Raw genomic sequence first — 21,257 nt, forward strand, 5'->3', positions numbered from 1 at the left:
GCCCCGCCGCGAGCCTGCGAGCGGTGGGGGCAGGGGTCCTCCGTCAGGCGTTGGGGCGCTTGCCGTGGTTGGCCTTGTTCCCCTTGCGGGAGCGCCGCTTGCGTCCACGCTTGGACATCGCCGCCCTCCTTCCCTCGTTGCTGCTGCGGACCCGGTGCGGGCCCCTGGACACCTCTGGGTGACTCGGGGCGCGTGCGGTGCTGCGACCCCGGGGAGACCCGTCAGGCTGGACCCCCAGCCTCTCACGAGCCGGTGCGGCACCACCCCCCCTGTGGCGGTCCCGCGGGGCGACGGGTCAGGCTGGGGAGCGGAACGACGCCGAGGTCGGTGGAAGGCGGTTCGGGACGTGGCACACGTCGGGATCGAGAGCGTGCTGGTGGCGGGCCGAGGGCCGGCTGCGTGCGCGGTGGTGGCGGCCTGCTCCCGCCTGGGCGTGAAGACGGTCGCCGTCCACTCCGAGGCCGACCGCTCCGCCCGCCACGTGCGGCTGGCCGACGACGCGATCCTGCTCGGCCCCGCGCCGGCCGCGGAGTCCTACCTGGCCGTGGACCGCATCGTCGAGGCCGCCCGCCGCAGCGGTGTGCAGGCCGTCCTCCCGGTGCCCCCGGCACTGGCCGGCAACGCCCGGCTCGCCGGTGCGGTGGTGGCCGCCGGCCTCACCTGGGTCGGTCCCTCCGCCGCGGTGCTCGAGCGGCTCGGGGGGGACGGCGTCGAGCCGGCCAGCGAGCGCGGCTTCCTCGCCCTGGTCAGCGACGGCGGCCTGCGCTGCACGACCCCGGTGTCCCGCGACCGCGCGGCCGGCATCGCCCGGGTCTCCTGGACCCCCGACGAGCCGTTCGAGCTGCCTCCGGCGGCCAAGCGGCTGCCGGAGATCGGCTGGCGCGGGCTGGTCACCGTCGGCATCGCCCCGGACGGCGAGCTCGCCGAGGTGGCGGCCGGCTTCTCCCTGGACACGCCGGTGCTGGAGCGGGCGTACGGCGTGGACGCCGTCGAGCTCGCGCTGCGCAGCGCGACGGGCGCGTCGGCCGCCGATGCCGGGACGGGCGCGCCGCCGCGGCGGGCGGTGGCCGTCCAGCTGCGGTCCACCCTGCCCCCGGGTCAGGGTGGTCGGATCACCGGTCGGCTGCCGCGGTCGGGCCGGCTCACCGGCGGAGCGCGCGGCGTCGACGTGGTGGCGGTGAGCGGCTACGACCCCGGGGACCGGCTGGACCGCTGGTACGACGCCCTGCTGGCGACCGTCAGCGCCGGGGCCCGGGAGACCGTCACCGCGGCCCGCGCCGTCAGGGACGTGCTCAACGCCGTGCCCGAGGTCGGCGTGCCGCACGACGGCCCGGAGGTGTGCGCGGTGCTCGAGCGGCTGGCGTCCGGCGGTGCCGCAGAGGCCTGACGCGGGTTCCCGGGACAGGGCGCGTGCCAGGATGGGCGGCAGGACGGTCGAGGAGGTGCTGGTGGTGGTCGAGGAGATCCACGCCGAGATGGTGTCGAGCGTGTGGAAGGTGCTCGTGCAGCCCGGCAGCGAGGTGGCCGCCGGTGACACCCTGGTGATCCTCGAGTCGATGAAGATGGAGATCCCCGTCCTCACCGAGCAGGCGGGCACCGTCCGCGAGCTGCACGTCGTCGAGGGCGAGGTGCTCCAGGAGGGCGACCTCATCGCCACGGTCGACGGTTGAAGGACCCCCTGCCCCCCGCCACTCGCAGGCTCGCGGCGGGACCCTGCAGGGGGCCGACGGAGCCGCCTCACAGCTCCCTGACGTACACCAGCAGGTCGATGCCGGGCGCAGGCTCCCAGTCGCGCTCCGGCAGCCGGGTGAACCCCAGCCGCTCGTAGAGGCGCTGCGCCGTCGTCATCCGCCGGTCGGTGGACAGGACCACGCGCCGCTTGCCGGCCGTCCGCGCCCGCTCCAGGCAGGCGGTCACCAGCAGCTCACCGATGCCGCGGCCCTGCACGGCCGGGTCGACGACCAGCATCCGGAACGCCGCCTCGTCGTCGGACTCGGTGACCTCGCCGAAGTCGCCCTCGAGGACCAGCGCGACGCTGCCGACCACGCGACCCTCGTCGTCCCGCACGACGAGCAGCTCGGCCCGGTCGGCCCGCCCGGCGACGTCGCGCAGCTGCTCGCCGTACGCGGCGGAGGCCAGCCCACCGCCCACGTAGACGTCTGCGGTGAGCTGCCCGATCCGCGCGAAGTCGTCGGGACGGGCGCGGTCGACGGCCCGGGCCGGTGCGTCGGGGGACGAGGACACGACGACGAGCCTAAGCGGGCTCCGGCCTCACCCACCCCCGCGAGCCCGGCGGCCCCCCCGGTAGCGGCCCCGCCGCCGGCCGCGCCCCGGGTCCCACCCTGAGCGTACGAGAGGTGGGAGGACGGGGTCCTTCCACGGTGGGGGGCAGGGGAGTCCTCTCTCATACCCTCGGAGCCACCATGAACAGCCTCTCCGAACGCCTCACCCGCGGCTCCGCCTCGGCGCCGGCCCAGGTCGACCACGCCCGCCGGCTGGTCGCCGACTGGCAGCTGCTCGCCGACCTGTCCTTCGCCGACCTGACGCTGTGGGTGCCGCTGCGCACCGGCGCGTGGTGGTGCGTCGCGCAGGTGCGCCCGCTCACCGCACCCACCAGCCAGCCCGAGGACCTCGTCGGCTCGGAGGTGGAGGGGCCGGCCGCCGGGCCGTTCCTGGTCGCCCACCGCGAGGGCCGCCCGGTGACCGAGGGGGAGCCGGACTGGTCGGGCAGCACCCCGCGGCGGCGGGAGGTCGTCCCGGTGCGCCACGACGGTGTCGTCGTCGCCGTCCTGGCGCGGGACACCAACCTGGCGGTGACCCGGTCGCCGTCCACCCTGGAGCTGACCTACCTCGACATCGCCGCCGACCTCTGCCTCATGGTCTCGGCCGGCACCTTCCCGCCGCAGAAGCCGCTCGACGGCGAGCTGAGCCCGCGGGTGGGGGACGGGCTGGTGCGGCTGGACGCCGACGGCCGCGCGGTCTACGCCAGCCCCAACGCGCTGTCGGCCTACCGCCGTCTCGGGGTCACCGGGGACGTCGTCGGCGCCGACCTGGCCCGCCTCACCCGGGACGCCGCGGCCGACCGGGTGGGCGGCGAGGCGGTCGCCGCCGGCATCCGGGCCGCGGTGGCCGGGCGGTTCCCCGACCCGATGGACGTCGAGAGCGTGGCGGCGACCCTGCTCGTGCGGGCGCTGCCGCTGCAGGCACCCGGCGCCGAGGCGGGTGCGCTGGTGCTGGTGCGCGACGTCACCGACCTCCGCCGGCGGGACCGCGCGCTGCTGACCAAGGACGCCACCATCCGGGAGATCCACCACCGGGTGAAGAACAACCTGCAGACGGTGGCCGCGCTGCTGCGGCTGCAGGCGCGCCGGATGACCGAACCCGCGGTCCGCGAGGCGCTGGAGGAGTCGGTGCGGCGGGTGTCGTCCATCGCGGTGGTCCACGAGACGCTGGCCGGCAGCCGCGAGGACGTGGTGGACGTCGACGACGTCCTGGACCGGGTGCTGCCGATGCTCGGTGACCTGACCTCCGTGGGTCCGGCGGCGCGGACGCGGCGGGTCGGCCAGTTCGGCGAGCTCCCGGCGGAGGCCGCCACCCCGCTGGTGCTGGTGGTCACCGAGCTGCTGCACAACGCCGCCGAGCACGCCTTCCCCGACGGCAGCCCGGGCAGCATCGAGCTGGTGGCCGAGCGGGACGGCGACGACCTGGTGGTCCGGGTGCGGGACGACGGGCGGGGTCTGCCCGAGGGCTTCGACCTCTCCGCCAGCGACGGGCTGGGCCTGCAGATCGTGCGCACGCTGGTCGCCAGCGAGCTGGGCGGCAGCCTCGCCATGGGGCGCCCGGGCGACGGTGGCACCGGCACCGAGGTGGTCCTCACCCTGCCCGGCGCGGCACGGCTGCGCCGGTAGACCCGCCGGCCGGGGCGGGGAGGGCCCCGACGACGCGACGAGGCCGGTCCGGAGAACTCCGGACCGGCCTCGTGGCGGTGCAGTGGTGCGGTGTGTCAGGCGGTGCGGATGCGGGTCCGAGCCTGGCGCCGCTTGAGCGCGCGCCGCTCGTCCTCGGAGAGTCCGCCCCAGACGCCGGAGTCCTGCCCCGAACGCAGCGCCCAGTCCAGGCAGGACTCGACGACGGGGCAGCGCCGGCACACACCCTTCGCCTGCTCGATCTGCACGAGGGCGGGGCCGGTCGTCCCGATGGGGAAGAACAGCTCCGGGTCCTCGTCGCGGCAGAGCGCGCGGTGGCGCCAGTCCATGGCCGTGATCTCCTCGATGTCGTCTACGGTGTGGTGCAGTCGTCGCCGGCCTCGGACCGATCCGCAGGCCGGCACCGGGGTGACCAGCGCCATGGCACAGCGACTTCATGCATGTGTTACCGACAGGTTGCTTTCCTACCGCGATGTTTTCACGGCGAGGGCACCTGTCAAGCAGAACGAGGGCATCGGTCGACCCCTCGTGAGCAAGCTCACCACGGGCATGATAGAGCCGCCACTCGACCAGACGGCCCTCCCGCGCGCTGCATTGACAACCGTCTCGTCCCGTGCATGAAACCGCAGGTCAAGTGCACGATACCGGAACCGTGCGGTCCCCGCGCGTCAGGCGACGACGGTGAGTGCGGACGGCACGCTGCGCACCCGCAGCCCGGTCGCCGTCCCGAGGTGGTCGCCGTCGAGCTGCCAGCCCTGCGGCCGGTGCGCGGTGAGGGTCAGCTCGGCCTGGTCGTGCCAGCGGTGCACGCCGTCGCCGCGGACGTCGGGCCGCGCGGCGAACACCTCGCGGACGTGCTGCAGCATGCGGGCGATGCCGGTCCGGCCCAGCGCGAACACGTCCAGGCCGCTGTCGAACGAGGCGTCCGGCGTCGGGTTCACCGCCCGGGCGCCCAGGTACGTCCACGGCGAGACGTTGGAGACCAGGCACAGGAACAACCCGTCGATGGCGGGCTCGCCGGCCAGCTCGATCGACATGGCCGGGTCCCGGCGCTCACGGCCGAACACGAAGGCGCCCGTCGCCTCCAGCACGTAGAGCAGGCCGGTGGAGCGGAGGCCGCGGGCGCGGTGGGCCTCCACCCGGCCGATGACGTCGGCGTCGAAGCCCAGGCCGGCGGAGAAGGCGAACCAGCGCGGTTCGCCCCACTCCGGGTGCGCCGCGGCCCCGGCGTCGGCCGCGGACTGCGCCAGCTTCGGGTCGGGCAACCGGGCCGGCGCCGTGGTGGCGCCGCGGGCGCTGGCCGTGCCCAGTGAGATCTGCCGGGTGCGCCCGACGCGCAGCGAGTCGAGGACCTCGCGGGTCGCGGCCAGCGGGTCCCGGGCTCGACCGAGCGCGCGGGAGAAGACGTTCGTCGAGCCCCCGGGCACCACGGCCAGCGGCGGGACGTGCTCGCCGGGACCGTCGTGCAGCAGGCCGTTGACCACCTCGTTGACCGTGCCGTCGCCGCCGAGCGCGAGGACGACGTCGACCCCGTCGACGCACGCCTTGCGGGCCAGTTCGCTGCCGTGCCCGCGGTGCGTGGTCTCGGCGACCTCGACCTGCAGCTCGCCGGCCAGGGTGGTGAGCACGCGGTCGCGCACGCCGCGGTTGGTCGTCGTCGCCGCGGGGTTGGCCACCACGAGCGCGCGCATGACAGTCAGGCTAGCCAGCGACGCGCCCCACCCCGGCGCTGGCGCGCGGCGGCTGCCCGGTCAGGGGTGGCGGTGCTCCGGGACGCCGTCCCGCCGGTGCGCCGGCGCGTACCCTCCCGGTCGTGACCGAGCAGTCCGGAGCCAGGCCGCCGCGGGACCGCCGGCGAGCGGAGCGGCTGCTCGGCGGCGCCGCCGAGCCGGCGCCCCCGCGCCCCGGGCGGCAGCACCAGGCCGCCCCGCCCGCGGTGCGCCGGGCGGCGCTGGTCGCCGGGGTGGAGGCCGCGGCGCTGGCCGCGGTCTCGCTCTGGCTGCTCGTGCTCACCATCACCTCGACCCCCGACGACGTCGGGCGGGCGCTGGCCGAGGTCGTGCTGGTCGGCCTCGGCGCCGCCCTGCTCGGCACTGCCGCTGCCGGGCTCGCGCGGGTCGCGCAGTGGACGCGTGCGCCGGTCGTCACGATGCAGTTGTTCCTGGGGCTCTTCGGCTTCTACTCGGCGTCCGCGGGGGCGCCGCTGGTCGGCGTCCCCGTCCTGGCGCTGGCGGCCACCGAGCTCTACCTCCTGGCCACACCCGAGGCCCGGCTGGCGTTCCTCGAGCGCTGACGGAGGACCCCGCCGTTCCCCGGCCCCGTCCAGAGGCTCACCGCGAGCTCGCGAGCGGTGAGGAGGACGGGGTCCTCTCTCAGACCAGGTCGACGACGTCGGCGATCGAGTCGAGCACCCGGCCCGGCCGGAACGGGAAGCGCGCCACGTCGGAGGCCCGGGTCGAACCGGTGAGCACCAGGATGGTGTCCAGGCCGGCCTCGATGCCCGCGACGACGTCGGTGTCCATCCGGTCGCCGATCATCACCGTCGACTCGGAGTGCGCCTCGATCCGGTTCATGGCGCTGCGGAACATCATCGGGTTGGGCTTGCCGACGAAGTACGGCTCGGAGCCGGTGGCGCGGGTGATCATCGCCGCGACCGAGCCGGTGGCCGGCAACGGGCCCTCGGGTGAGGGGCCGGTGACGTCGGGGTTGGTCGCGATGAAGCGGGCCCCGGCGCCGACCAGCCGGATGGCCCGCGTGATGGCCTCGAACGAGTACGTGCGGGTCTCGCCGAGGACGACGTAGTCCGGCTCGGTGTCGGTGAGCGTGTAGCCGGCCTCGTACAGCGCGGTGGTGAGGCCGGCCTCGCCGATGACGTAGGCCGAGCCGTTCGGCAGCTGGGTGGACAGGAAGTCCGCGGTCGCCAGCGCCGAGGTCCAGATCGACGCCTCGGGGACCTGCAGGCCCGACCGCGCCAGCCGCGCCGAGAGGTCCCGTGGCGTGAAGATCGAGTTGTTGGTGAGGACCAGGAAGCGCCGGCCCGCCGCGACCAGGCGGTCGAGGAAGTCGGCGGCGCCGGGCAGTGCCAGGCCCTCGTGCACCAGGACGCCGTCCATGTCGGTCAGCCAGCACTCCGCCGGCTTGCGGTCGATGCTCACCCCGGTGATCCTGCCGACCCCCTCGCGGTCCTGCTCAGCGGAGCCCGCGGCGGTCGGCCGCGAAGTCGGTCAGGGCGTCGTCGGTGAGCCGGAAGACCGTCCACCCGTCCATCGGCACGGCACCCGCCGCCTCGTAGAACTCGATCGAGGGGGTGTTCCAGTCCAGCACCGACCACTCGAGTCGGCTGTACCCGCGCTGCAGGCACAGGTCGGCCAGCGTGCGCAGCAGCTCCCGGCCCAGCCCGCTGCCGCGGTGCTGCGGCTGGACGTAGAGGTCCTCGAGGTGGATGCCGTGGGTGCCGCGCCAGGTGGAGAAGGTGAGGAACCACAGCGCCATCCCGACGACCTGCCCGCCGGCCTCGGCGACGTGACCGAAGAGCCCGGGGGACTCGGCGAACAGCGCCGCGGACAGCTGCTCCTCGGTCATCCGGGCCTCGTGCGGGGCCTCCTCGTACCCGGCCAGCTCCCGCACCAGGTCCACCAGGGCGGCGACGTCGTCGGGGGCCACGGGCCGGACGCTCACGTGAGCAGCTCCTTGAGCCGGGCCGGCACCAACCGGCCCAGGGGGGAGAGCACCGGCACGAGGACCGGCGCCAGCAGGTAGCCGTAGGCCAGTGCGCAGCCGGTCACGACGGGCACGAACGCGAACCCGATGACGACGGCGAGCGCCGCGGCGACCAGCCCGTAGGGGCGGCCGCTCTTCGGGCTGACCAGCGAGCGGAACGAGCGGAAGCGGATCGTGCTGACCATCAGCAGCGCCGGGACGGCGACGATGAGCAGCACCCACAGCCGCTCCCGGCCCTGCATCTGGTCACCGAACGCGAAGACCGAGGCCAGCACGACCCCGGCGGCACCCGGGCTCGGCATGCCGGTGAAGTACCGCTTGTCCGCGGTCGGGTCGATGGTGGTGTTGAAGCGCGCCAGCCGGATGGCCGCGCAGGCCACCCACAGCCCGCAGGCGACCCAGCCCAGCGGGTCCCAGGCATCGCGGCCCTCGGAGAACAGCGTGAAGGCGACCACCGCCGGGGCCAGCCCGAAGGACACCAGGTCGGCCAGCGAGTCGAACTGCAGGCCGAAGGGCGTCACCGCCCCGACCAGCCGCGCCACCGCCCCGTCGGCGATGTCGAGGACCACCGACAGCCCGACCAGGACGGCGGCGAGCGCGTACTGGCCCCGGATGGAGACCAGGATCGCGACGAAGCCGCACATCATGTTGGCCAGCGTGAACAGGCTGGGCAGCGTCGCCAGCGCCCGTCGCCGGGTGCCGCGCACCGATCCGCGGACGAACTCGACGGTCGCCGTCCGCCGGGTCTGCGGGAGGCGGGCGCCGGACGAGGAGCTGGGCACCGAGGGCCTCCTCAGCGAGCGTCGGACCAGCGGGCGATGACGGTCTCGCCGCCGCGCACCCGCTGGCCCACCCGGACGAGCACCGCGCAGTCGCGGGGGACGAAGACGTCCATGCGGGAGCCGAACTTCATCAAGCCCATCCGCTCGCCGGTCGCCAGCCGCCGGCCGACGCCGGTGCGGGTCACGATGCGGCGGGCGAGCACGCCGACGATCTGCCGGAAGACCACGGTGCGGTCCCCGTCGCGCAGGCACAGCTCGCTGCGCTCGTTCCGGTGCGCCGACTCCTTGCGGTAGGCGGCCAGGAAGCTGCCCCTGCGGTAGGAGCTCTCCACCACCTCACCGTGGTACGGCGAGCGGTTGACGTGCACGTCGACGACGGACAGGAACACGCTGACCTGCTGCCAGCCGCCCTCGGGGGCGGGTTCCGGAGCGACGCCCTCCTGCGGCTCTCCGGCGACCATCACCACGCCGTCGGCGGGGGAGAGGACGTCGTCGGGGGCCGGCGGCTCGACGTCGCACCGCCGGTCGGGGTCGCGGAAGAACAGCGCCATGTAGGTCGCCAGGAGGGCGAAGGGCCAGGCGGCGAGTCGGAGGCTCCGACGGCCGCTGGCCCGCCCGGCGGCGGCGAAGAGGGCGGCGGGTGCCAGGGGCCCGGTGATGAACGGCCACCCGGCCGGGTCGATACGCATCGAGGTCAGACGGTACCGGGGAGCAGTCGCACGTCACGACCGGTCGGTGTCCGGGAGACGACCGGGTCGTGGCGGGCCCGGCAGACTGTGGTCCGGCTCCGCTGCACGGGCCGGCCGCGGCCCCGTCCCGGGTTCCGCCGGCCCCTGCAGGATCCCGCCACGAGCTCGCGAGCGACGGGGAGCAGCAGGTCCTCCCAGGACGGGGTCCGTCCACGGCGGGGAGCAGCGGGGGCCCTTCTCAGGCCGACGCGGTGCCGATGTTCACCAGCCAGCGCACCGCGTAGCGGTCGGTGACCTGGCCGAAGGTGTCGCCCCACACCTGCTGCTCCAGCGGGACGTCGACCTTGCCGCCCTCGGCCAGCGCCTCGAACCACCGGGTCAGCGTGGGCGCGTCGTCGCCGGACAGCGACAACGAGACCCGGTCGGGGCCGGCGGCGTCGGGGTCGTGGCCGTCGGAGGCCATCAGTTCGAGCCCGTCGGCGGTGCGCAGGAACGCGTGCATGACGCCGTCGTCGGGGTACTGGTCCCCGCCGCCGCCGGCGTCGCCGAAGGTCATCACGTCGAGCTCTCCGCCGAGGACGGAGCGGTAGAACTCCATCGCCTCGCGGGCGGTGCCGGAGAAGTGCAGGTACGGGTTCAGACGGGCAGCCATGGGATCTCCTGGGTGTGGCGACGGGTGCGGGTGTCAGGACGCAGACCGGCCCGATCGCCGGAACTGATCGCCCGCGGCCGGGAGGGGGCTCAGCGTTCGGCCGTGGCGAGCCTCGCGCTCAGCGCGACGAAGGCCATGGCGAACGTGCGCCGCAGCCAGGAGAGCACCCGGGGGCGGGTCAGCACGTGGGTGCGGACGGCGGCGGCACCCCATCCGTAGCCGGCGAAGACCACCAGGGTGACCAGCATGAACACGGCGGAGAGTTCGAGCATCTGCCACACCGCGTCGGGGCTGTTGCCGACGAACTGAGGGAGGAACGCGACGAAGAAGATCGTCAGCTTGGGGTTGAGGACGTTCACCAGCACGGCCGAGAGGACGACCCGCCGGGCCGAACGGGGAGTGGCCGGGTCGGCGTGCACGTCGAAGGCGCTGCGGTCCCGCAAGGTGCGCCACGCCAGGAAGAGCAGGTAGGCCACCCCCAGGAACTTGAGCACCTGGAAGGCCACCGCGCTGGTGTGCAGCACCGCAGCCAGGCCGGTCACGGCCGCGGCCACGTGCGGGACGATGCCCAGCGTGCAGCCCAGGGCGGCCACCAGGCCAGCGCGTGTGCCGCGGCTGAGGCCGGCGGTCACCGTGTAGAGCACCCCGGTGCCGGGCGTCACCGCGAGCACCAGCGACGTCAGGACGTACTCGATGCCCATCGGGCCCTCCTCGGGCGGCGGGACGCCGGGGACGGCACCGGCCGGCGAGCGGAGTGCTCGCCGGCCGGTGCCGTGCTGCGGGAGGCCCTAGGCGGCGGCCTTCGTCTCCCAGAAGATCTTGTCGATCTCGGCGATGTAGTCGAGCAGCTTCTGGCCCTCGGCCGGGTCCATGCTGCCCTTGGCGCCGGAGGCGCCGGCCTGCTTGGTCGCCTTGTTGAACAGCTCGTGCAGCTGCGGGTACTTCTCGAAGTGCGGGGCCTTGAAGTAGTCGGTCCACAGCACCCACAGGTGGTGCTTGACCAGGTCCGCTCGCTGCTCCTTGATCAGGATGGCGCGGGTGCGGAACACCGGGTCCTCGTTGGCCTGGTACTTCTCCTGGAGGGCCTTGACGGACTCCGCCTCGATGCGGGCCTGGGCCGGGTCGTACACGCCGCAGGGGAGGTCGCAGTGAGCGGTGGCCTCCACGGCGGAGAACATGCGGAAACGCATGGGCTGAGCCTCCGGTTCTGTGGGGTCGGTTCGTCTGCGACCCTACTCCCGGTGAGCAGCGGGGACACGTCCGGAGCAGGGCGGACGACGGACGTCGAGCCGCTGGTCACGCCCTGGGTGGTGGCGCGGGTGTCCGGTCCGTCGATGACCCCCACGGTCCGCTCCGGCGACCGGCTGCTGGTGCGCCGGGTCGCCTCCGGGGATCCGGTCGACGAGGGCGCCGTCGTCCTCGCCCGCTTCCCCGCCCGGCCGGAGCTGCTGGTCGTCAAGCGGGTGCGCCGCCCGGTGCCGGGCGGGCACTGGGTCGAGGGTGACAACCCCCTCGTCACCGACGACAGCCGCGCGTTCGGTCCGGCCGTCGTCGTCGGTCGGGTGGTCGGCCGGCTGTGGCCGCAACCGGGCCGGCTGCCCGGTCGTCCTGCCTAGCCCGCGCCCAGCTCCGCGTAGCGGGCGCGGCACTGCTCGATCGTCGGCAGCAGCCCCTGCGCGCGGGCCTCGGCCAGGGTGGGCGCCTGCTGGTCCTTGGCCGACAGCTCGAACTGGACGTCGTCGGGCCACGGCAGGTCGAGCTCCGGGTCCACCGGCGAGACGCCGAATTCCCGGGTCGGGTCGTAGCCGCTGGAGACCAGGTAGGTGACCGAGCTGCCGTCGGCCAGCGACAGGAAGGCGTGGCCGAGGCCCTCGGCCAGGTACACCGCCCGCGGCTGCTCGCTGTCGAGGACGACCGCGTCGTGCACGCCGAAGGTGGGCGAGCCGTCCCGGACGTCGACGACGACGTCGAGCACCCGGCCGGCCGGGCAGTAGACGTACTTGGCCTGTCCGGGCGGGACCAGGGCGAAGTGGACGCCGCGCAGCACGCCCCGGGCGGAGACGCTGTGGTTGGCCTGGGCCAGCGACAGGCCGTGGCCGACGACGCCGGCCAGCACGTCGGCGCGGTACCACTCCGTGAAGCGGCCACGGGCATCGCCGTGCGGCACGAGGTCGAGGACGTAGGCGTCGCCGACGGCGAGCTGGCGCATCTGCACGCCAGGACCGTAGCCAGCTCCGCCGTGGTGACCGGGCGGCGGAGTTCCGCTCGGAGGCCGTATCCCGAGGAGCGGGACGACGGGGGAGTACCGGTCCGTACTGGATTACGCTCCCGGGTCCATGAGCGTCCAGGAGCACGACGGTACTGCCGACCGCTTCGCCGACGACCCGGCGTTCGCGGTGCACGAGGGCGGCAAGCTCGTCATACGCCCGACCCGGCCGATCGAGACGACCGCGGACCTCGCGCTCACCTACACGCCCGGCGTCGCCCGGGTCTCCAGCGCGATAGCCAGCGAGCCGGCCCTGGCCGACCGGTACACCTGGGCACCGCGGGTGGTCGCGGTCGTCTCCGACGGCACCGCCGTCCTGGGGCTGGGGGACATCGGCCCGGCCGCGGCCCTGCCGGTCATGGAGGGCAAGGCCTGCCTGTTCAGCGAGTTCGCCGGGCTCTCGTCGGTGCCGGTGGTGCTCTCGACGACCGACGTGGACGCGATCGTGGAGACGGTGGCGGCGATCGCGCCGTCCTTCGGCGGCATCAACCTCGAGGACATCAGCGCTCCGCGCTGCTTCGAGATCGAGGACCGGCTGCGCGAGCGGCTCGACATCCCGGTCATGCACGACGACCAGCACGGGACGGCGATCGTCGTCCTGGCCGCGCTGCGCAACGCCGCGCGGGTGGTCGGCCGGGAGCTCGGGTCGCTGCGGGTCGTCGTCTCCGGCGCCGGTGCGGCCGGGGTCGCCTGCACCAAGATCCTGCTGGGGGCCGGCGTCGGCGACATCGCCGTGGCCGACTCGCGGGGCGTGCTGCACACCGGCCGCGAGGACCTCACGCCGATCAAGCGCTGGCTCGCCGAGAACACCAACCGGTCCGGCCACGCGGGCACGATGGCCGGCGCGCTGGAGGGTGCCGACGTCTACCTGGGCCTGTCCGGGGGCTCGGTGCCCGAGTCGGTGATCGCCTCCATGGCGCGCGACTGCATCGTCTTCTCGCTGGCCAACCCGATCCCCGAGGTGGACCCGGAGATGGCGGCCCGGTACGCGGCCGTCGTCGCCACCGGTCGCAGCGGGGAGCCCAACCAGATCAACAACGTGCTCGCCTTCCCCGGTGTGTTCCGCGGTGCGATCGACGCTCGTGCCACCGGCATCACCGAGGCGATGAAGCTGGCTGCTGCGACGGCGATCGCCGACGTCGTGGGGGACGAGGTGCGGGCCGACTACGTGGTGCCCAGCCCGCTGGACCGCCGGGTCGCCGAGGCGGTGGCGACCGCGGTGGCCGCCTGCGCCCGCGAGGAGGGCATCACCCGCTGAGACTGCACTCCCTTCCCCCTCCCCTCGGGGGCTCGCGCCAGGCCCCGTCCAGAGGCCCGCCGCGAGCTCGCGAGGGGTGCGGAGGACGGGGTCCTCCTCCCTGCGAGGGGGTCGCTCTCAGCCGAGGCGCAGGTCGGCCAGCAGCGGGTCGACCGTCGCGCGGACGTCGGTGTTCAGGTAGACGCAGTACAGGGTCACCAGCACGAACGCCGGCACCAGCACGACCTTCTCCAGGGTCGTCCCGGTGCGCAGCGGGGTCAGCGCCAGCCGGGAGCGGCGCAGCAGCCAGAGCACCGGAACCGGCACGCCCTGCGTGGTGAGGGCGTCCCCGGCGATGTGGGTCAGCACCCCGAGCGCGACCGCCCAGGGCAGCCACGCCGGGCTGGGTGAGTGCGCGAGCAGCAGCCAGGCGCCGGCCCAGGAGAGCACCAGGTTGCCGACGACGGTGTTCTCCGCCCGTCCCGGGATGACGAAGTGCAGCGCCCGCAGCGCCAACCCGATCGCCAGCGCCATGAGCAGCAGGCTGGACCAGGAGGCGTGGGCCGCGGCCAGCGCCAGCGCGCCGAAGGCCAGCGGGGCCAGGACGGCGTCGTGGGTGCCCCAGCGGTGGCCCTGGGCCAGCCGCCCCACGGCGCCGGAGGGGACGTCGGTGAGCGGGCCCCACATGTCCGAGACCGTCGAGCCGCTGTGGTCGAGGTCCGGCAGCATCGCCATGCCGCCGACGGCGGCGATCCAGGCGACCTGACCGACGGTGCCCCCGACCGGGGCCCAGGGCAGCGTGGCGGCGCCGGCGGCGAGCCCGGAGAGCGCGTGGGAGTGACCGAGCACGGACACAGCGTGCCTCCGCCGATCCGTACCGCTGCGAAGGCGAGCCATCCGGCGTGTCCCAGCGGGCCGAGTGCGCTCCCAGGGTGATCACGACGCTGCGGTGGCGACACGCCGATACCCGACGGTGTGTCGCCACCGCAGCTCCATGACCGTCGCGCTGGGGCGAGGGGAGCTCAGCCGTCCAGGTCGTCGTCCGTGCCGCCGCGGGCCAGCCAGGTGGCCAGCCGCTCGACGGGCACCTCGAAGTCGGGGTGCTGGTCGACGAAGGCCTGCAGCTGGTCGGCCAGCCAGGCGAGGGTCACCTGCTCCTCGCCCCGCCGGCCGGCCAGCTCCTCCAGGCCCCTGTCAGTGAAGTACACGGTCGGTGGAGTTCCCGTCAGCCGGCGAAGGCCTGCGCGACGAGGTCCTTCTGCTCGGCCTCGTGCACCTTCGCCGAGCCGACGGCCGGGCTGGCCGACGCGCGGCGGCTGACCCGGCGCAGGCGGCGTCCGGACGGCAGGTGCTCGGGCAGGTTGACGGCCATGAACTGCCAGGCGCCCATGTTGGCCGGCTCCTCCTGCACCCAGACGACGTCGTCCGCGTTCGGGTAGCGCTCGAGCTGCTGCACGATCTCCTGGGCCGGCAGCGGGTAGAGCTGCTCGACCCGCACGACCGCGGTGTCCGCGGTGCCGCTGGCCTCGCGCTGGGCGAGCAGGTCGTAGGCGACCTTGCCGCTGCACAGCAGGACCCTGCGCACCGCACCGTTGTCGAGCGGCTCGCCGCCCACCCCCGGGTCGGGCAGCACCGGCCGGAAGGTCTCGTCGGTGAAGTCCGAGACCGGGCTGACGGCGGCCTTGGCCCGCAGCAGCGACTTGGGCGTGAACACGACCAGCGGCCGGTGCACGTCGGAGAGCGCCTGCCGGCGGAGCAGGTGGAAGTAGTTGCCCGGCGTCGAGCAGTTGGCGACGGTCATGTTGTTCTCCGCCGCCAGCTGCAGGAACCGCTCGATCCGGCCGCTCGAGTGGTCAGGGCCCTGGCCCTCGAGACCGTGCGGCAGCAGCATGACGACACCGGAGCGCTGGCCCCACTTGGCCTCGCCGGAGCTGATGAACTCGTCGATGACCATCTGGGCGCCGTTGACGAAGTCGCCGAACTGCGCCTCCCACAGCACCAGGGCCTTGGGGTTGGCCACCGAGTACCCGTACTCGAAGCCGACCGCGGCGTACTCCGACAGCAGCGAGTCGTAGACGAAGAACTTCGCCTGCTCCGGGGACAGGTGCGCCAGCGGCGTGTACTCCGCGGCGGACTCCCGGTCGATGAGCACCGAGTGACGCTGCACGAAGGTGCCCCGGCGGGAGTCCTGACCGGCCAGCCGCACCGGGACGCCCTGCATGAGCAGGGACCCGAAGGCCAACAGCTCGCCCATCGCCCAGTCGATGCCGCCCTCGCTGACCATCGCCGCGCGCCGCTCCAGCATCCGCTGGAGCTTCGGGTGCGGGATGAAGTGCTCGGGGAAGGACACGTGCGCGTCGCCGATCGCCTTGAGCACCTCGGTGGTGATCGCCGTGGCGACCGGCTGCTCCTGCGCGGGCTGATCCATGATCGGCCGCGGCTTCGAGGTCTCCTGCGCGTCGTGCGTCTCGGCGAAGGCCCGCTCCAGTTGGTCGCGGTAGTCCTTGAGCGCCTCCTCCGCCTCGGCCAGCGTGATGTCGCCGCGGCCGATGAGTGACTCGGTGTACAGCTTCCGGACCGAGCGCTTGCGGTCGATGATGTCGTACATCAGCGGCTGCGTCATCGACGGGTCGTCGCCCTCGTTGTGGCCGCGCCGGCGGTAGCAGATCATGTCAACGACGACGTCCTTCTTGAACGCCTGCCGGTAGTCGACCGCCAGCCGGGCCACCCGGACGCACGCCTCGGGGTCGTCGCCGTTGACGTGGAAGATCGGCGCGTTGACCATCCGCGCCACGTCCGTGGAGTACAGGCTCGAGCGGGACTGCGCCGGGCTGGTGGTGAAGCCGACCTGGTTGTTGATGACCACGTGCACGGTGCCGCCGGTGCGGTAGCCGCGCAGCTGCGAGAGGTTGAGCGTCTCCGCGACGACGCCCTGGCCGGCGAAGGCCGCGTCCCCGTGCAGCAGCACCGGCAGGACGGTGAAGCCCTGCTCGCCCTTGTCGATCATGTCCTGCTTGGCGCGGACGACGCCCTCGAGGACGGGGTTGACCGTCTCCAGGTGCGAGGGGTTGCTGGCCAGGGAGACGGCGATCTCCGCACCCGGCGTGAACGGGTTCTCGAAGGTGCCCTCGGCGCCCAGGTGGTACTTCACGTCGCCGGAGCCCTGGACGGTGCCCGGATCGATGTTGCCCTCGAACTCGCCGAAGATCTTGCTGTAGCTCTTGCCGAGCACGTTGGCCAGCACGTTGAGCCGGCCGCGGTGGGCCATGCCGATCGCGACCTCGTCGAGGCCGTGCTCGGTGCCGGCGATGAGCACCTCGTCGAGGATCGGGATGACCGACTCCCCGCCCTCGAGGCTGAACCGCTTCTGGCCGACGTACTTGGTCTGCAGGAAGGTCTCGAACGCCTCAGCGGCGTTGAGCCGACCGAGGATGTGCTTCTGCTTCTCCCGGTCGGGCTGATCGGCCTTGACCTCGACCCGCTTCTGGAGCCACTCGCGCTCCTCGGGGTCGGTGATGTGCATGTACTCCACCCCGACCGTGCGGCAGTAGGAGTTGCGCAGCACACCCAGGATGTCGCGCAGCGCCATCATCCGCTCGCCGGCGAAGCCGCCGACCGGGAACTGGCGGTCGAGGTCCCACAGCGTCAGGCTGTGCTCGAGGATGTCGAGGTCGGGGTGGCTGCGGACCCGGTACTCCAGCGGGTCGGTGTCGGCCATGAGGTGGCCGTTGCGCCGGTAGGCCTCGATGACCTCGATGACCCGGGCTTCCTTGTCGATCTCGCCCTCGTGGCTGACCCGCACGTCGGGCATCCAGCGCACCGGGGCGTACGGGATGCGCAGCGAGCGGAAGACGTCGTCGTAGAAGCCGTCCTCGCCGAGCAGCAGCTGGTGCAGGCGACGGAGGAAGTCGCCCGACTCGGCACCCTGGATGATCCGGTGGTCATACGTCGAGGTCAGCGTGATGATCTTGGAGATGCCGAGGTCGGTCAGCGCCTCCTGGCTCATCCCCTGGAACTCGGCCGGGTACTCCATGGCGCCGACGCCGACGATCGCGCCCTGGCCGGCGGTCAGCCGGGGCACCGAGTGGACGGTGCCGATCGTGCCCGGGTTGGTGAGGCTGATCGTGGTACCGGAGAAGTCCTCGAGGGTCAGCTTGCCCGCGCGGGCGCGGCGGATGACGTCCTCGTAGGCGCCCCAGAACTGGGCGAAGTCCATCTGCTCGGCGCCCTTGATCGAGGCGACGACGAGCGAGCGGGAGCCGTCGGCCTTGGGCAGGTCGATCGCGAGGCCGAAGTTGACGTGCTCGGGCTGCACCAGGGTCGGCTTGCCGTCGACCTCGGCGAAGGCCGCGTTCATGTTCGGGAAGTCGTCGAGCGCCCGGACCAGCGCGTAGCCGATCAGGTGGGTGAACGAGACCTTCCCGCCGCGCGAGCGCTTGAGGTGGTTGTTGATGACGATGCGGTTGTCGGCCAGCAGCTTGGCCGGCACCGCGCGCACGCTGGTCGCCGTCGGGACGGTCAGCGAGGCGTTCATGTTCTTGACGACGCTGGCCGCGGCCCCCCGGAGCGGGACGCGCCTGGGGCCGTCACCGGCGGGCTGGCCGGCCTGGGCGGCGGGCTTCGCGGCCGGTGCGGGCTTGGCGGGCTTCGCGGCCGGTGCGGGCGCGGCGGCCGGTGCGGGCGCGGCTTTGACGGCCGGCTGCTGCTGGGCGGTCCGGTCGGCGGCCCGGGCCACGACGGTGTCCTCGGAGCGCTCCTGGACGCGGGTGGCCCGGGAGGGTGCGCCGGCGCCGGCGGTGGGCTCCTGGTCGGGCGCCTCCTGCCGGGCGGCCGGGGCCGGGGCCGACGGCGTCTCCGGGGCGGGCCCGGCCTGCGAGTCGGCGACCGGTGCGTCCCGGTCGTCGCTCGCGGCCACCGGGCTGCCCGGCCGGTAGTCGGCGAAGAACTCGTGCCACGCCTGGTCCACGCTGGAGGGATCGGCGAGGTACTGCTGGTACATCTCCTCGACCAGCCACTCGTTGGTGCCGAATCCCGCCACCGCTGAGGAGTTGGAGGTGGAGGACGGCCGGGGTGAGCTCACGCTTGACACAGGTCGAGTGCCTTCTTCGTCGTCGGTGCACGTCTCTGGACCGGGGATGGAGTCTACGCCCGCACCTGCGGGCTGACCGGGTGTGGAACGGCCCCGTCCGGGGTTCCGGCCCGAGGTGGGCGAGGTGCGGGCAGGACGGGGTCCTCGCTCACTCCGTGGCGCCACGGGACACGAGGAGGTCGGCCAGCGCGTCGTGCGCGGTCGCCTGACCTGCGTCGTCCCGGCGGTTGCGCGCCGCGGCGACCCGGCTGATGTCCAGGGCGCTGGCGCCGTCGGCGGTGGTGGCGTCGACGTCGGCTCCCGCGTCGAGCAGTTGGCGGACCACCTCGGGCGCGTCGCGGCTCCCGCCGGCGGCCACCGCGGCGTGCAGCGCGGACCGGCCGGTGTCGGGGTCCCGCCGGTTGACGTCGGCGCCGGCGTCCAGCAGCAGCCGGACCAGTTCCGGCCGGGTGCCGCCCGCTGCGGCCTGCAGTGCCCCGCCGTCGACGTCGGCGCCGCGGTCCAGCAGCTCCCGGGCTGTGCCGGCCGCGCCGCCGGCCGCGGCGAGGGTCAGCAGGTCCACCCCGGTCACCGGGTCGCTCAGCGGGGCGCCGCCGTCCAGCGCGCTGCGCAGTCGCCCGACGTCGTCCAGGTAGGCCGCGCTGGCCGCGTCCACCGGTGCGCCCAGCTGGCGCAGCAGCGGGACGAGGTCCGGCGCGGACTCCAGCGCCGTGTGCAGCGGGTCCCGGCCGTGCTCGGTCCGGGCCGAGAGGTCGGCGCCGGCCTCGACCAGCAGCCGCACGACCTCGGCCCGCCCCTCGGCGACCGCCACGTGCAGCGGCGTCCAGCCGCCCTGGCCGCCGCGCTCCACCGTGGCGGTCAGCAGCCGGGAGGAGTCGTGGACGGCGGCGCGGACGGTCTCGACGTCGCCGTCGGCGATCAGCCGGCCCAGCCGTGGGGCGGTCATGCGCGTGGTCATGGGGGATCCCCGTTCCGTTCGGGAGGACGGTGCTCCGTGCGCTCGAGCTCTGCCCGGCCCCCTGAAGGGCCCCGCCGCGAGCCTGCGAGCGGTGGGGGGCAGGGGGTCCTCTTTCAGACGACGTCGCGGCGGACGGCGAGCAGGGTGCCCAGCAGTGCCGCCACCAGACCGTAGCCGAGCAGCAGCAGACCACCCTGCCAGCGTCCGAGGAGGTCCGGACCCTGGAGGGTCGCGGTCAGTGCCTCGAGGGCACCGCCGGGCAGCCACTTGTAGGCGTCGGCGATCGCGCTGATCTGCCGCACGATCGCCTCGACCACGAACAGGTACACGAGCCCGCCGACGATCGCGCCCACCTGGTTGCGCACCAGTGCGCCGAGGCCGACCCCGATGACGGTGTAGACGACCAGGGCCAGACCGCTGTTGGCGAGGACCTGCAGGTTCTCGCCGCTCAGTGCCGGCACCGCACCCCGGGCTCCGGCGGCCACGGCCGCCACGCCGTAGTTGACGGCCAGCACGACGAGCGCGAAGGGGACCGCGACCAGGGCGTAGGCCGCCAGTTTGGCGATCACCACCCGGCCGCGCCGCGGCGTGGTGAGGAAGGTCGGCGTGGCCGTGCGGTGCCGGTACTCCTGGGTCATCCCGATGATGCCGAGGATCAGGAACAGCACGGTGACGTTGGCGCCGGTGGCCAGCACGAGCTGCTCGAACTGCTCCGTGCCGACGGCCGGGAGCCCGCCGGGAGGGCCGCCCTGGCCGCCGCCCGGGGTGCTGCCGGCGAAGGAGGTGAACAGCACCACGAACCCGGCCACCAGCACGCAGGCGCCCAGCAGGAGCCCGAGCCAGACGCGGGTGGTGAAGAGCTTGGTCCACTCGGCGCGGACGAGCGCGGTCACCGTCGGCTCCCCTCGGCTGCGGCGTACTGCTCCTGGCCGGCGGTGAGCCGGAAGTACAGCTCCTCGAGGCCGCTGGTCTCCGCGCGCAGCTCGTGCAGCTCCACACCCGCCCGGAAGGCCTGCGCGCCGACGGCGTCCGGCGTCGTCCCGGTCACCGTCACCCGGCCGTCCTCGCTGGGCGCGACCGTGAAGCCGGCGGCCCCGAGGACCTCGGTCAGCCGCCCGGCCTCCGGACTGCGCACCAGCACCGCCCCGCTGCCCTGCGCACCGGAGCGCAGCTCGGTGATCGAGCCCTCGCGGACCAGCCGCCCGGCGCCGACGATCACCACGCGGTCGGCCGTCTGCTCCATCTCGGCGAGCAGGTGGCTGGAGACCAGCACGGTGCGCCCCTCGGTGTGCGCCAGCTGGCGCAGGAACCCGCGCAGCCAGTGGATGCCCTCGGGGTCCAGTCCGTTGGCCGGCTCGTCGAGCACCAGCACCGCCGGGTCGCCCAGCAGCGCGGTGGCCAGCGCCAGCCGCTGGCGCATGCCCAGCGAGTAGCCGCCCGCCCGGCGCCGGCCGGCGTCGGCGAGGCCGACCTGGGAGAGCACCTCGTCGGCGCGCGACACCGGCAGCCCCGCGGCCCGGCAGTACACCCGCAGGTGGTTGCGCCCGGACCGCGCCGGGTGGAAGGCCGTCTCGAGCACCGCACCGACCGTGCGCACCGGCGACGGGAGGTCGGGGTAGGGGGTGCCGTCGAAGGTCGCCGTCCCCGCGTCGGGCTGCTCCAGGCCGAGGGCCATCCGCAGCGTGGTGGTCTTGCCGGCCCCGTTGGGGCCGAGGAAGCCGGTGATCGACCCCGGCTCGACGGTGAAGCTCAGGTCGTCGACGGCGCGGACGGCGCCGAAGCTCTTGCTGAGGCCGTGGACCTCGACCCGCACGGGACGACGGTGGGGGCTGCTGCCGGAGTCGATGGCGCTCTCCTCGCGTGGGCCGGGCGACGGCTCCATCCAAGCGCACCGGGCGGCCGTTCCGGCACCCCGTGGTCCGATCCGGGCGTGTCCGG

24 protein-coding genes are annotated in these 21,257 nt (G+C 74.1%); 6 read left to right on the plus strand and 18 right to left on the minus strand.

The genetic code is table 11. The annotated features are described in order from the left end of the window. Positions 1 to 43 precede the first annotated feature (43 nt). Positions 44 to 118, minus strand: coding sequence for a 50S ribosomal protein bL37 (locus BMW27_RS24625; protein ID WP_014377707.1), 75 nt, complete (start codon positions 116 to 118; stop codon positions 44 to 46). 228 nt (positions 119 to 346) lie between these two features. Between BMW27_RS24625 and BMW27_RS14725 the strand changes: the two genes are divergently transcribed. Both BMW27_RS14725 and BMW27_RS14730 read left to right on the plus strand, forming a co-directional pair. Continuing rightward, a complete protein-coding gene (locus BMW27_RS14725) occupies positions 347 to 1,387 on the plus strand; it encodes a biotin carboxylase N-terminal domain-containing protein (protein ID WP_091445376.1) in 1,041 nt (346 codons plus the stop codon). A gap of 31 nt (positions 1,388 to 1,418) precedes the next feature. Beyond that, the gene (locus BMW27_RS14730) at positions 1,419 to 1,670 is read left to right on the plus strand and encodes a biotin/lipoyl-binding carrier protein (RefSeq protein ID WP_175486521.1); all 252 of its coding nucleotides are present in this window, start codon (positions 1,419 to 1,421) and stop codon (positions 1,668 to 1,670) included. Positions 1,671 to 1,737: 67 nt separating this feature from the next. Here BMW27_RS14730 and BMW27_RS14735 read toward each other — a convergent pair whose 3' ends face one another. Next, positions 1,738 to 2,244 (minus strand): GNAT family N-acetyltransferase, encoded by a 507-nt coding sequence (locus BMW27_RS14735; RefSeq protein WP_091445378.1) that lies wholly within the window; start codon positions 2,242 to 2,244, stop codon positions 1,738 to 1,740. A 179-nt stretch (positions 2,245 to 2,423) separates the two neighbouring features. On the opposite strand from BMW27_RS14735, the gene BMW27_RS14740 reads away from it, so the two are divergent. Beyond that, the gene (locus tag BMW27_RS14740; RefSeq protein ID WP_091445380.1) at positions 2,424 to 3,908 is read left to right on the plus strand and encodes a sensor histidine kinase; all 1,485 of its coding nucleotides are present in this window, start codon (positions 2,424 to 2,426) and stop codon (positions 3,906 to 3,908) included. A 95-nt stretch (positions 3,909 to 4,003) separates the two neighbouring features. On the opposite strand, the gene BMW27_RS14745 is transcribed toward BMW27_RS14740, so the two are convergent. Next, positions 4,004 to 4,255 (minus strand): WhiB family transcriptional regulator, encoded by a 252-nt coding sequence (locus tag BMW27_RS14745; RefSeq protein ID WP_091445755.1) that lies wholly within the window; start codon positions 4,253 to 4,255, stop codon positions 4,004 to 4,006. Between the two features lie 339 nt (positions 4,256 to 4,594). Beyond that, positions 4,595 to 5,617: a diacylglycerol/lipid kinase family protein gene (locus BMW27_RS14750; RefSeq protein ID WP_091445382.1), complete on the minus strand. Its 1,023-nt coding sequence runs from the start codon at positions 5,615 to 5,617 to the stop codon at positions 4,595 to 4,597. Between the two features lie 122 nt (positions 5,618 to 5,739). On the opposite strand from BMW27_RS14750, the gene BMW27_RS14755 reads away from it, so the two are divergent. Then, entirely contained in the window at positions 5,740 to 6,219 is a 480-nt protein-coding gene (locus tag BMW27_RS14755; protein WP_091445384.1) for a hypothetical protein, read from the plus strand. Positions 6,220 to 6,298: 79 nt separating this feature from the next. On the opposite strand, the gene BMW27_RS14760 is transcribed toward BMW27_RS14755, so the two are convergent. The 7 genes from BMW27_RS14760 to sodN form a co-directional block, all read right to left on the minus strand. Next, the gene (locus BMW27_RS14760; protein WP_217638162.1) at positions 6,299 to 7,081 is read right to left on the minus strand and encodes an HAD-IIA family hydrolase; all 783 of its coding nucleotides are present in this window, start codon (positions 7,079 to 7,081) and stop codon (positions 6,299 to 6,301) included. 34 nt (positions 7,082 to 7,115) lie between these two features. Further along, positions 7,116 to 7,604, minus strand: a complete 489-nt coding sequence (locus tag BMW27_RS14765; RefSeq protein WP_091445386.1) for a GNAT family N-acetyltransferase — start codon at positions 7,602 to 7,604, stop codon at positions 7,116 to 7,118. Further along, entirely contained in the window at positions 7,601 to 8,428 is an 828-nt protein-coding gene (gene pssA / locus BMW27_RS14770) for a CDP-diacylglycerol--serine O-phosphatidyltransferase (RefSeq protein WP_091445388.1), read from the minus strand. The genes BMW27_RS14765 and pssA overlap by 4 nt, the downstream gene beginning before the upstream one ends. Before the next feature lie 11 nt (positions 8,429 to 8,439). After that, positions 8,440 to 9,117: a phosphatidylserine decarboxylase gene (locus BMW27_RS14775; protein ID WP_091445389.1), complete on the minus strand. Its 678-nt coding sequence runs from the start codon at positions 9,115 to 9,117 to the stop codon at positions 8,440 to 8,442. Positions 9,118 to 9,355: 238 nt separating this feature from the next. Further along, entirely contained in the window at positions 9,356 to 9,769 is a 414-nt protein-coding gene (locus tag BMW27_RS14780) for a VOC family protein (protein WP_091445392.1), read from the minus strand. An 89-nt stretch (positions 9,770 to 9,858) separates the two neighbouring features. Then, entirely contained in the window at positions 9,859 to 10,470 is a 612-nt protein-coding gene (locus tag BMW27_RS14785; RefSeq protein ID WP_091445393.1) for a LysE family translocator, read from the minus strand. An 87-nt stretch (positions 10,471 to 10,557) separates the two neighbouring features. Next, positions 10,558 to 10,959 (minus strand): superoxide dismutase, Ni, encoded by a 402-nt coding sequence (gene sodN, locus BMW27_RS14790; protein WP_091212760.1) that lies wholly within the window; start codon positions 10,957 to 10,959, stop codon positions 10,558 to 10,560. A 51-nt stretch (positions 10,960 to 11,010) separates the two neighbouring features. Between sodN and BMW27_RS14795 the strand changes: the two genes are divergently transcribed. Further along, positions 11,011 to 11,385: a S26 family signal peptidase gene (locus BMW27_RS14795; RefSeq protein WP_217638163.1), complete on the plus strand. Its 375-nt coding sequence runs from the start codon at positions 11,011 to 11,013 to the stop codon at positions 11,383 to 11,385. On the opposite strand, the gene BMW27_RS14800 is transcribed toward BMW27_RS14795, so the two are convergent. Next, complete coding sequence (locus BMW27_RS14800; protein WP_091445764.1) at positions 11,382 to 11,978, minus strand: dTDP-4-dehydrorhamnose 3,5-epimerase family protein; 597 nt, start codon at positions 11,976 to 11,978, stop codon at positions 11,382 to 11,384. The two genes, BMW27_RS14795 and BMW27_RS14800, sit on opposite strands and share 4 nt — an antisense overlap. 127 nt (positions 11,979 to 12,105) lie before the next feature. Between BMW27_RS14800 and BMW27_RS14805 the strand changes: the two genes are divergently transcribed. Then, entirely contained in the window at positions 12,106 to 13,293 is a 1,188-nt protein-coding gene (locus BMW27_RS14805; RefSeq protein WP_091445395.1) for an NAD(P)-dependent malic enzyme, read from the plus strand. Between the two features lie 117 nt (positions 13,294 to 13,410). Here the strand turns inward: BMW27_RS14805 and BMW27_RS14810 are convergent, their stop codons facing one another. From BMW27_RS14810 to BMW27_RS14835, 6 genes are all read right to left on the minus strand, one after another. Continuing rightward, positions 13,411 to 14,121, minus strand: coding sequence for a metal-dependent hydrolase (locus tag BMW27_RS14810; protein ID WP_091445766.1), 711 nt, complete (start codon positions 14,119 to 14,121; stop codon positions 13,411 to 13,413). A gap of 173 nt (positions 14,122 to 14,294) precedes the next feature. Beyond that, positions 14,295 to 14,480 carry a DUF6104 family protein gene (locus BMW27_RS14815; RefSeq protein WP_091445396.1) on the minus strand — a complete coding sequence of 62 codons (186 nt, stop codon included), beginning with the start codon at positions 14,478 to 14,480 and terminating at the stop codon, positions 14,295 to 14,297. A gap of 17 nt (positions 14,481 to 14,497) precedes the next feature. Continuing rightward, positions 14,498 to 18,352, minus strand: a complete 3,855-nt coding sequence (locus tag BMW27_RS14820) for a multifunctional oxoglutarate decarboxylase/oxoglutarate dehydrogenase thiamine pyrophosphate-binding subunit/dihydrolipoyllysine-residue succinyltransferase subunit (RefSeq protein WP_245743599.1) — start codon at positions 18,350 to 18,352, stop codon at positions 14,498 to 14,500. 157 nt (positions 18,353 to 18,509) lie between these two features. After that, a complete protein-coding gene (locus BMW27_RS14825; protein ID WP_091445399.1) occupies positions 18,510 to 19,319 on the minus strand; it encodes an ankyrin repeat domain-containing protein in 810 nt (269 codons plus the stop codon). A 113-nt stretch (positions 19,320 to 19,432) separates the two neighbouring features. After that, on the minus strand, positions 19,433 to 20,212 hold the full coding sequence (locus BMW27_RS14830; RefSeq protein WP_091445401.1) for an ABC transporter permease: 780 nt from the start codon (positions 20,210 to 20,212) through the stop codon (positions 19,433 to 19,435). Next, a complete protein-coding gene (locus tag BMW27_RS14835) occupies positions 20,209 to 21,201 on the minus strand; it encodes an ABC transporter ATP-binding protein (RefSeq protein ID WP_217638164.1) in 993 nt (330 codons plus the stop codon). The genes BMW27_RS14830 and BMW27_RS14835 overlap by 4 nt, the downstream gene beginning before the upstream one ends. Positions 21,202 to 21,257 lie beyond the last annotated feature (56 nt).

This window comes from Geodermatophilus poikilotrophus, from assembly GCF_900111455.1.
GTDB classification, from domain to species: domain Bacteria; phylum Actinomycetota; class Actinomycetes; order Mycobacteriales; family Geodermatophilaceae; genus Geodermatophilus; species Geodermatophilus poikilotrophus.

Coding starts and splice junctions, on each gene's coding strand:
- BMW27_RS14740 (WP_091445380.1), top strand. CDS start 2,424: ATGAACAGCCTCTCCGAACGCCTCACCCGCGGCTCCGCCTCGGCGCCG.
- BMW27_RS14835 (WP_217638164.1), bottom strand. CDS start 21,201: ATGGAGCCGTCGCCCGGCCCACGCGAGGAGAGCGCCATCGACTCCGGC.
- BMW27_RS14750 (WP_091445382.1), bottom strand. CDS start 5,617: ATGCGCGCGCTCGTGGTGGCCAACCCCGCGGCGACGACGACCAACCGC.
- BMW27_RS14805 (WP_091445395.1), top strand. CDS start 12,106: ATGAGCGTCCAGGAGCACGACGGTACTGCCGACCGCTTCGCCGACGAC.
- BMW27_RS14745 (WP_091445755.1), bottom strand. CDS start 4,255: ATGGACTGGCGCCACCGCGCGCTCTGCCGCGACGAGGACCCGGAGCTG.
- BMW27_RS14730 (WP_175486521.1), top strand. CDS start 1,419: ATGGGCGGCAGGACGGTCGAGGAGGTGCTGGTGGTGGTCGAGGAGATC.
- BMW27_RS14825 (WP_091445399.1), bottom strand. CDS start 19,319: ATGACCACGCGCATGACCGCCCCACGGCTGGGCCGGCTGATCGCCGAC.
- sodN (WP_091212760.1), bottom strand. CDS start 10,959: ATGCGTTTCCGCATGTTCTCCGCCGTGGAGGCCACCGCTCACTGCGAC.
- BMW27_RS14800 (WP_091445764.1), bottom strand. CDS start 11,978: ATGCGCCAGCTCGCCGTCGGCGACGCCTACGTCCTCGACCTCGTGCCG.
- BMW27_RS14780 (WP_091445392.1), bottom strand. CDS start 9,769: ATGGCTGCCCGTCTGAACCCGTACCTGCACTTCTCCGGCACCGCCCGC.
- BMW27_RS14785 (WP_091445393.1), bottom strand. CDS start 10,470: ATGGGCATCGAGTACGTCCTGACGTCGCTGGTGCTCGCGGTGACGCCC.
- BMW27_RS14775 (WP_091445389.1), bottom strand. CDS start 9,117: ATGCGTATCGACCCGGCCGGGTGGCCGTTCATCACCGGGCCCCTGGCA.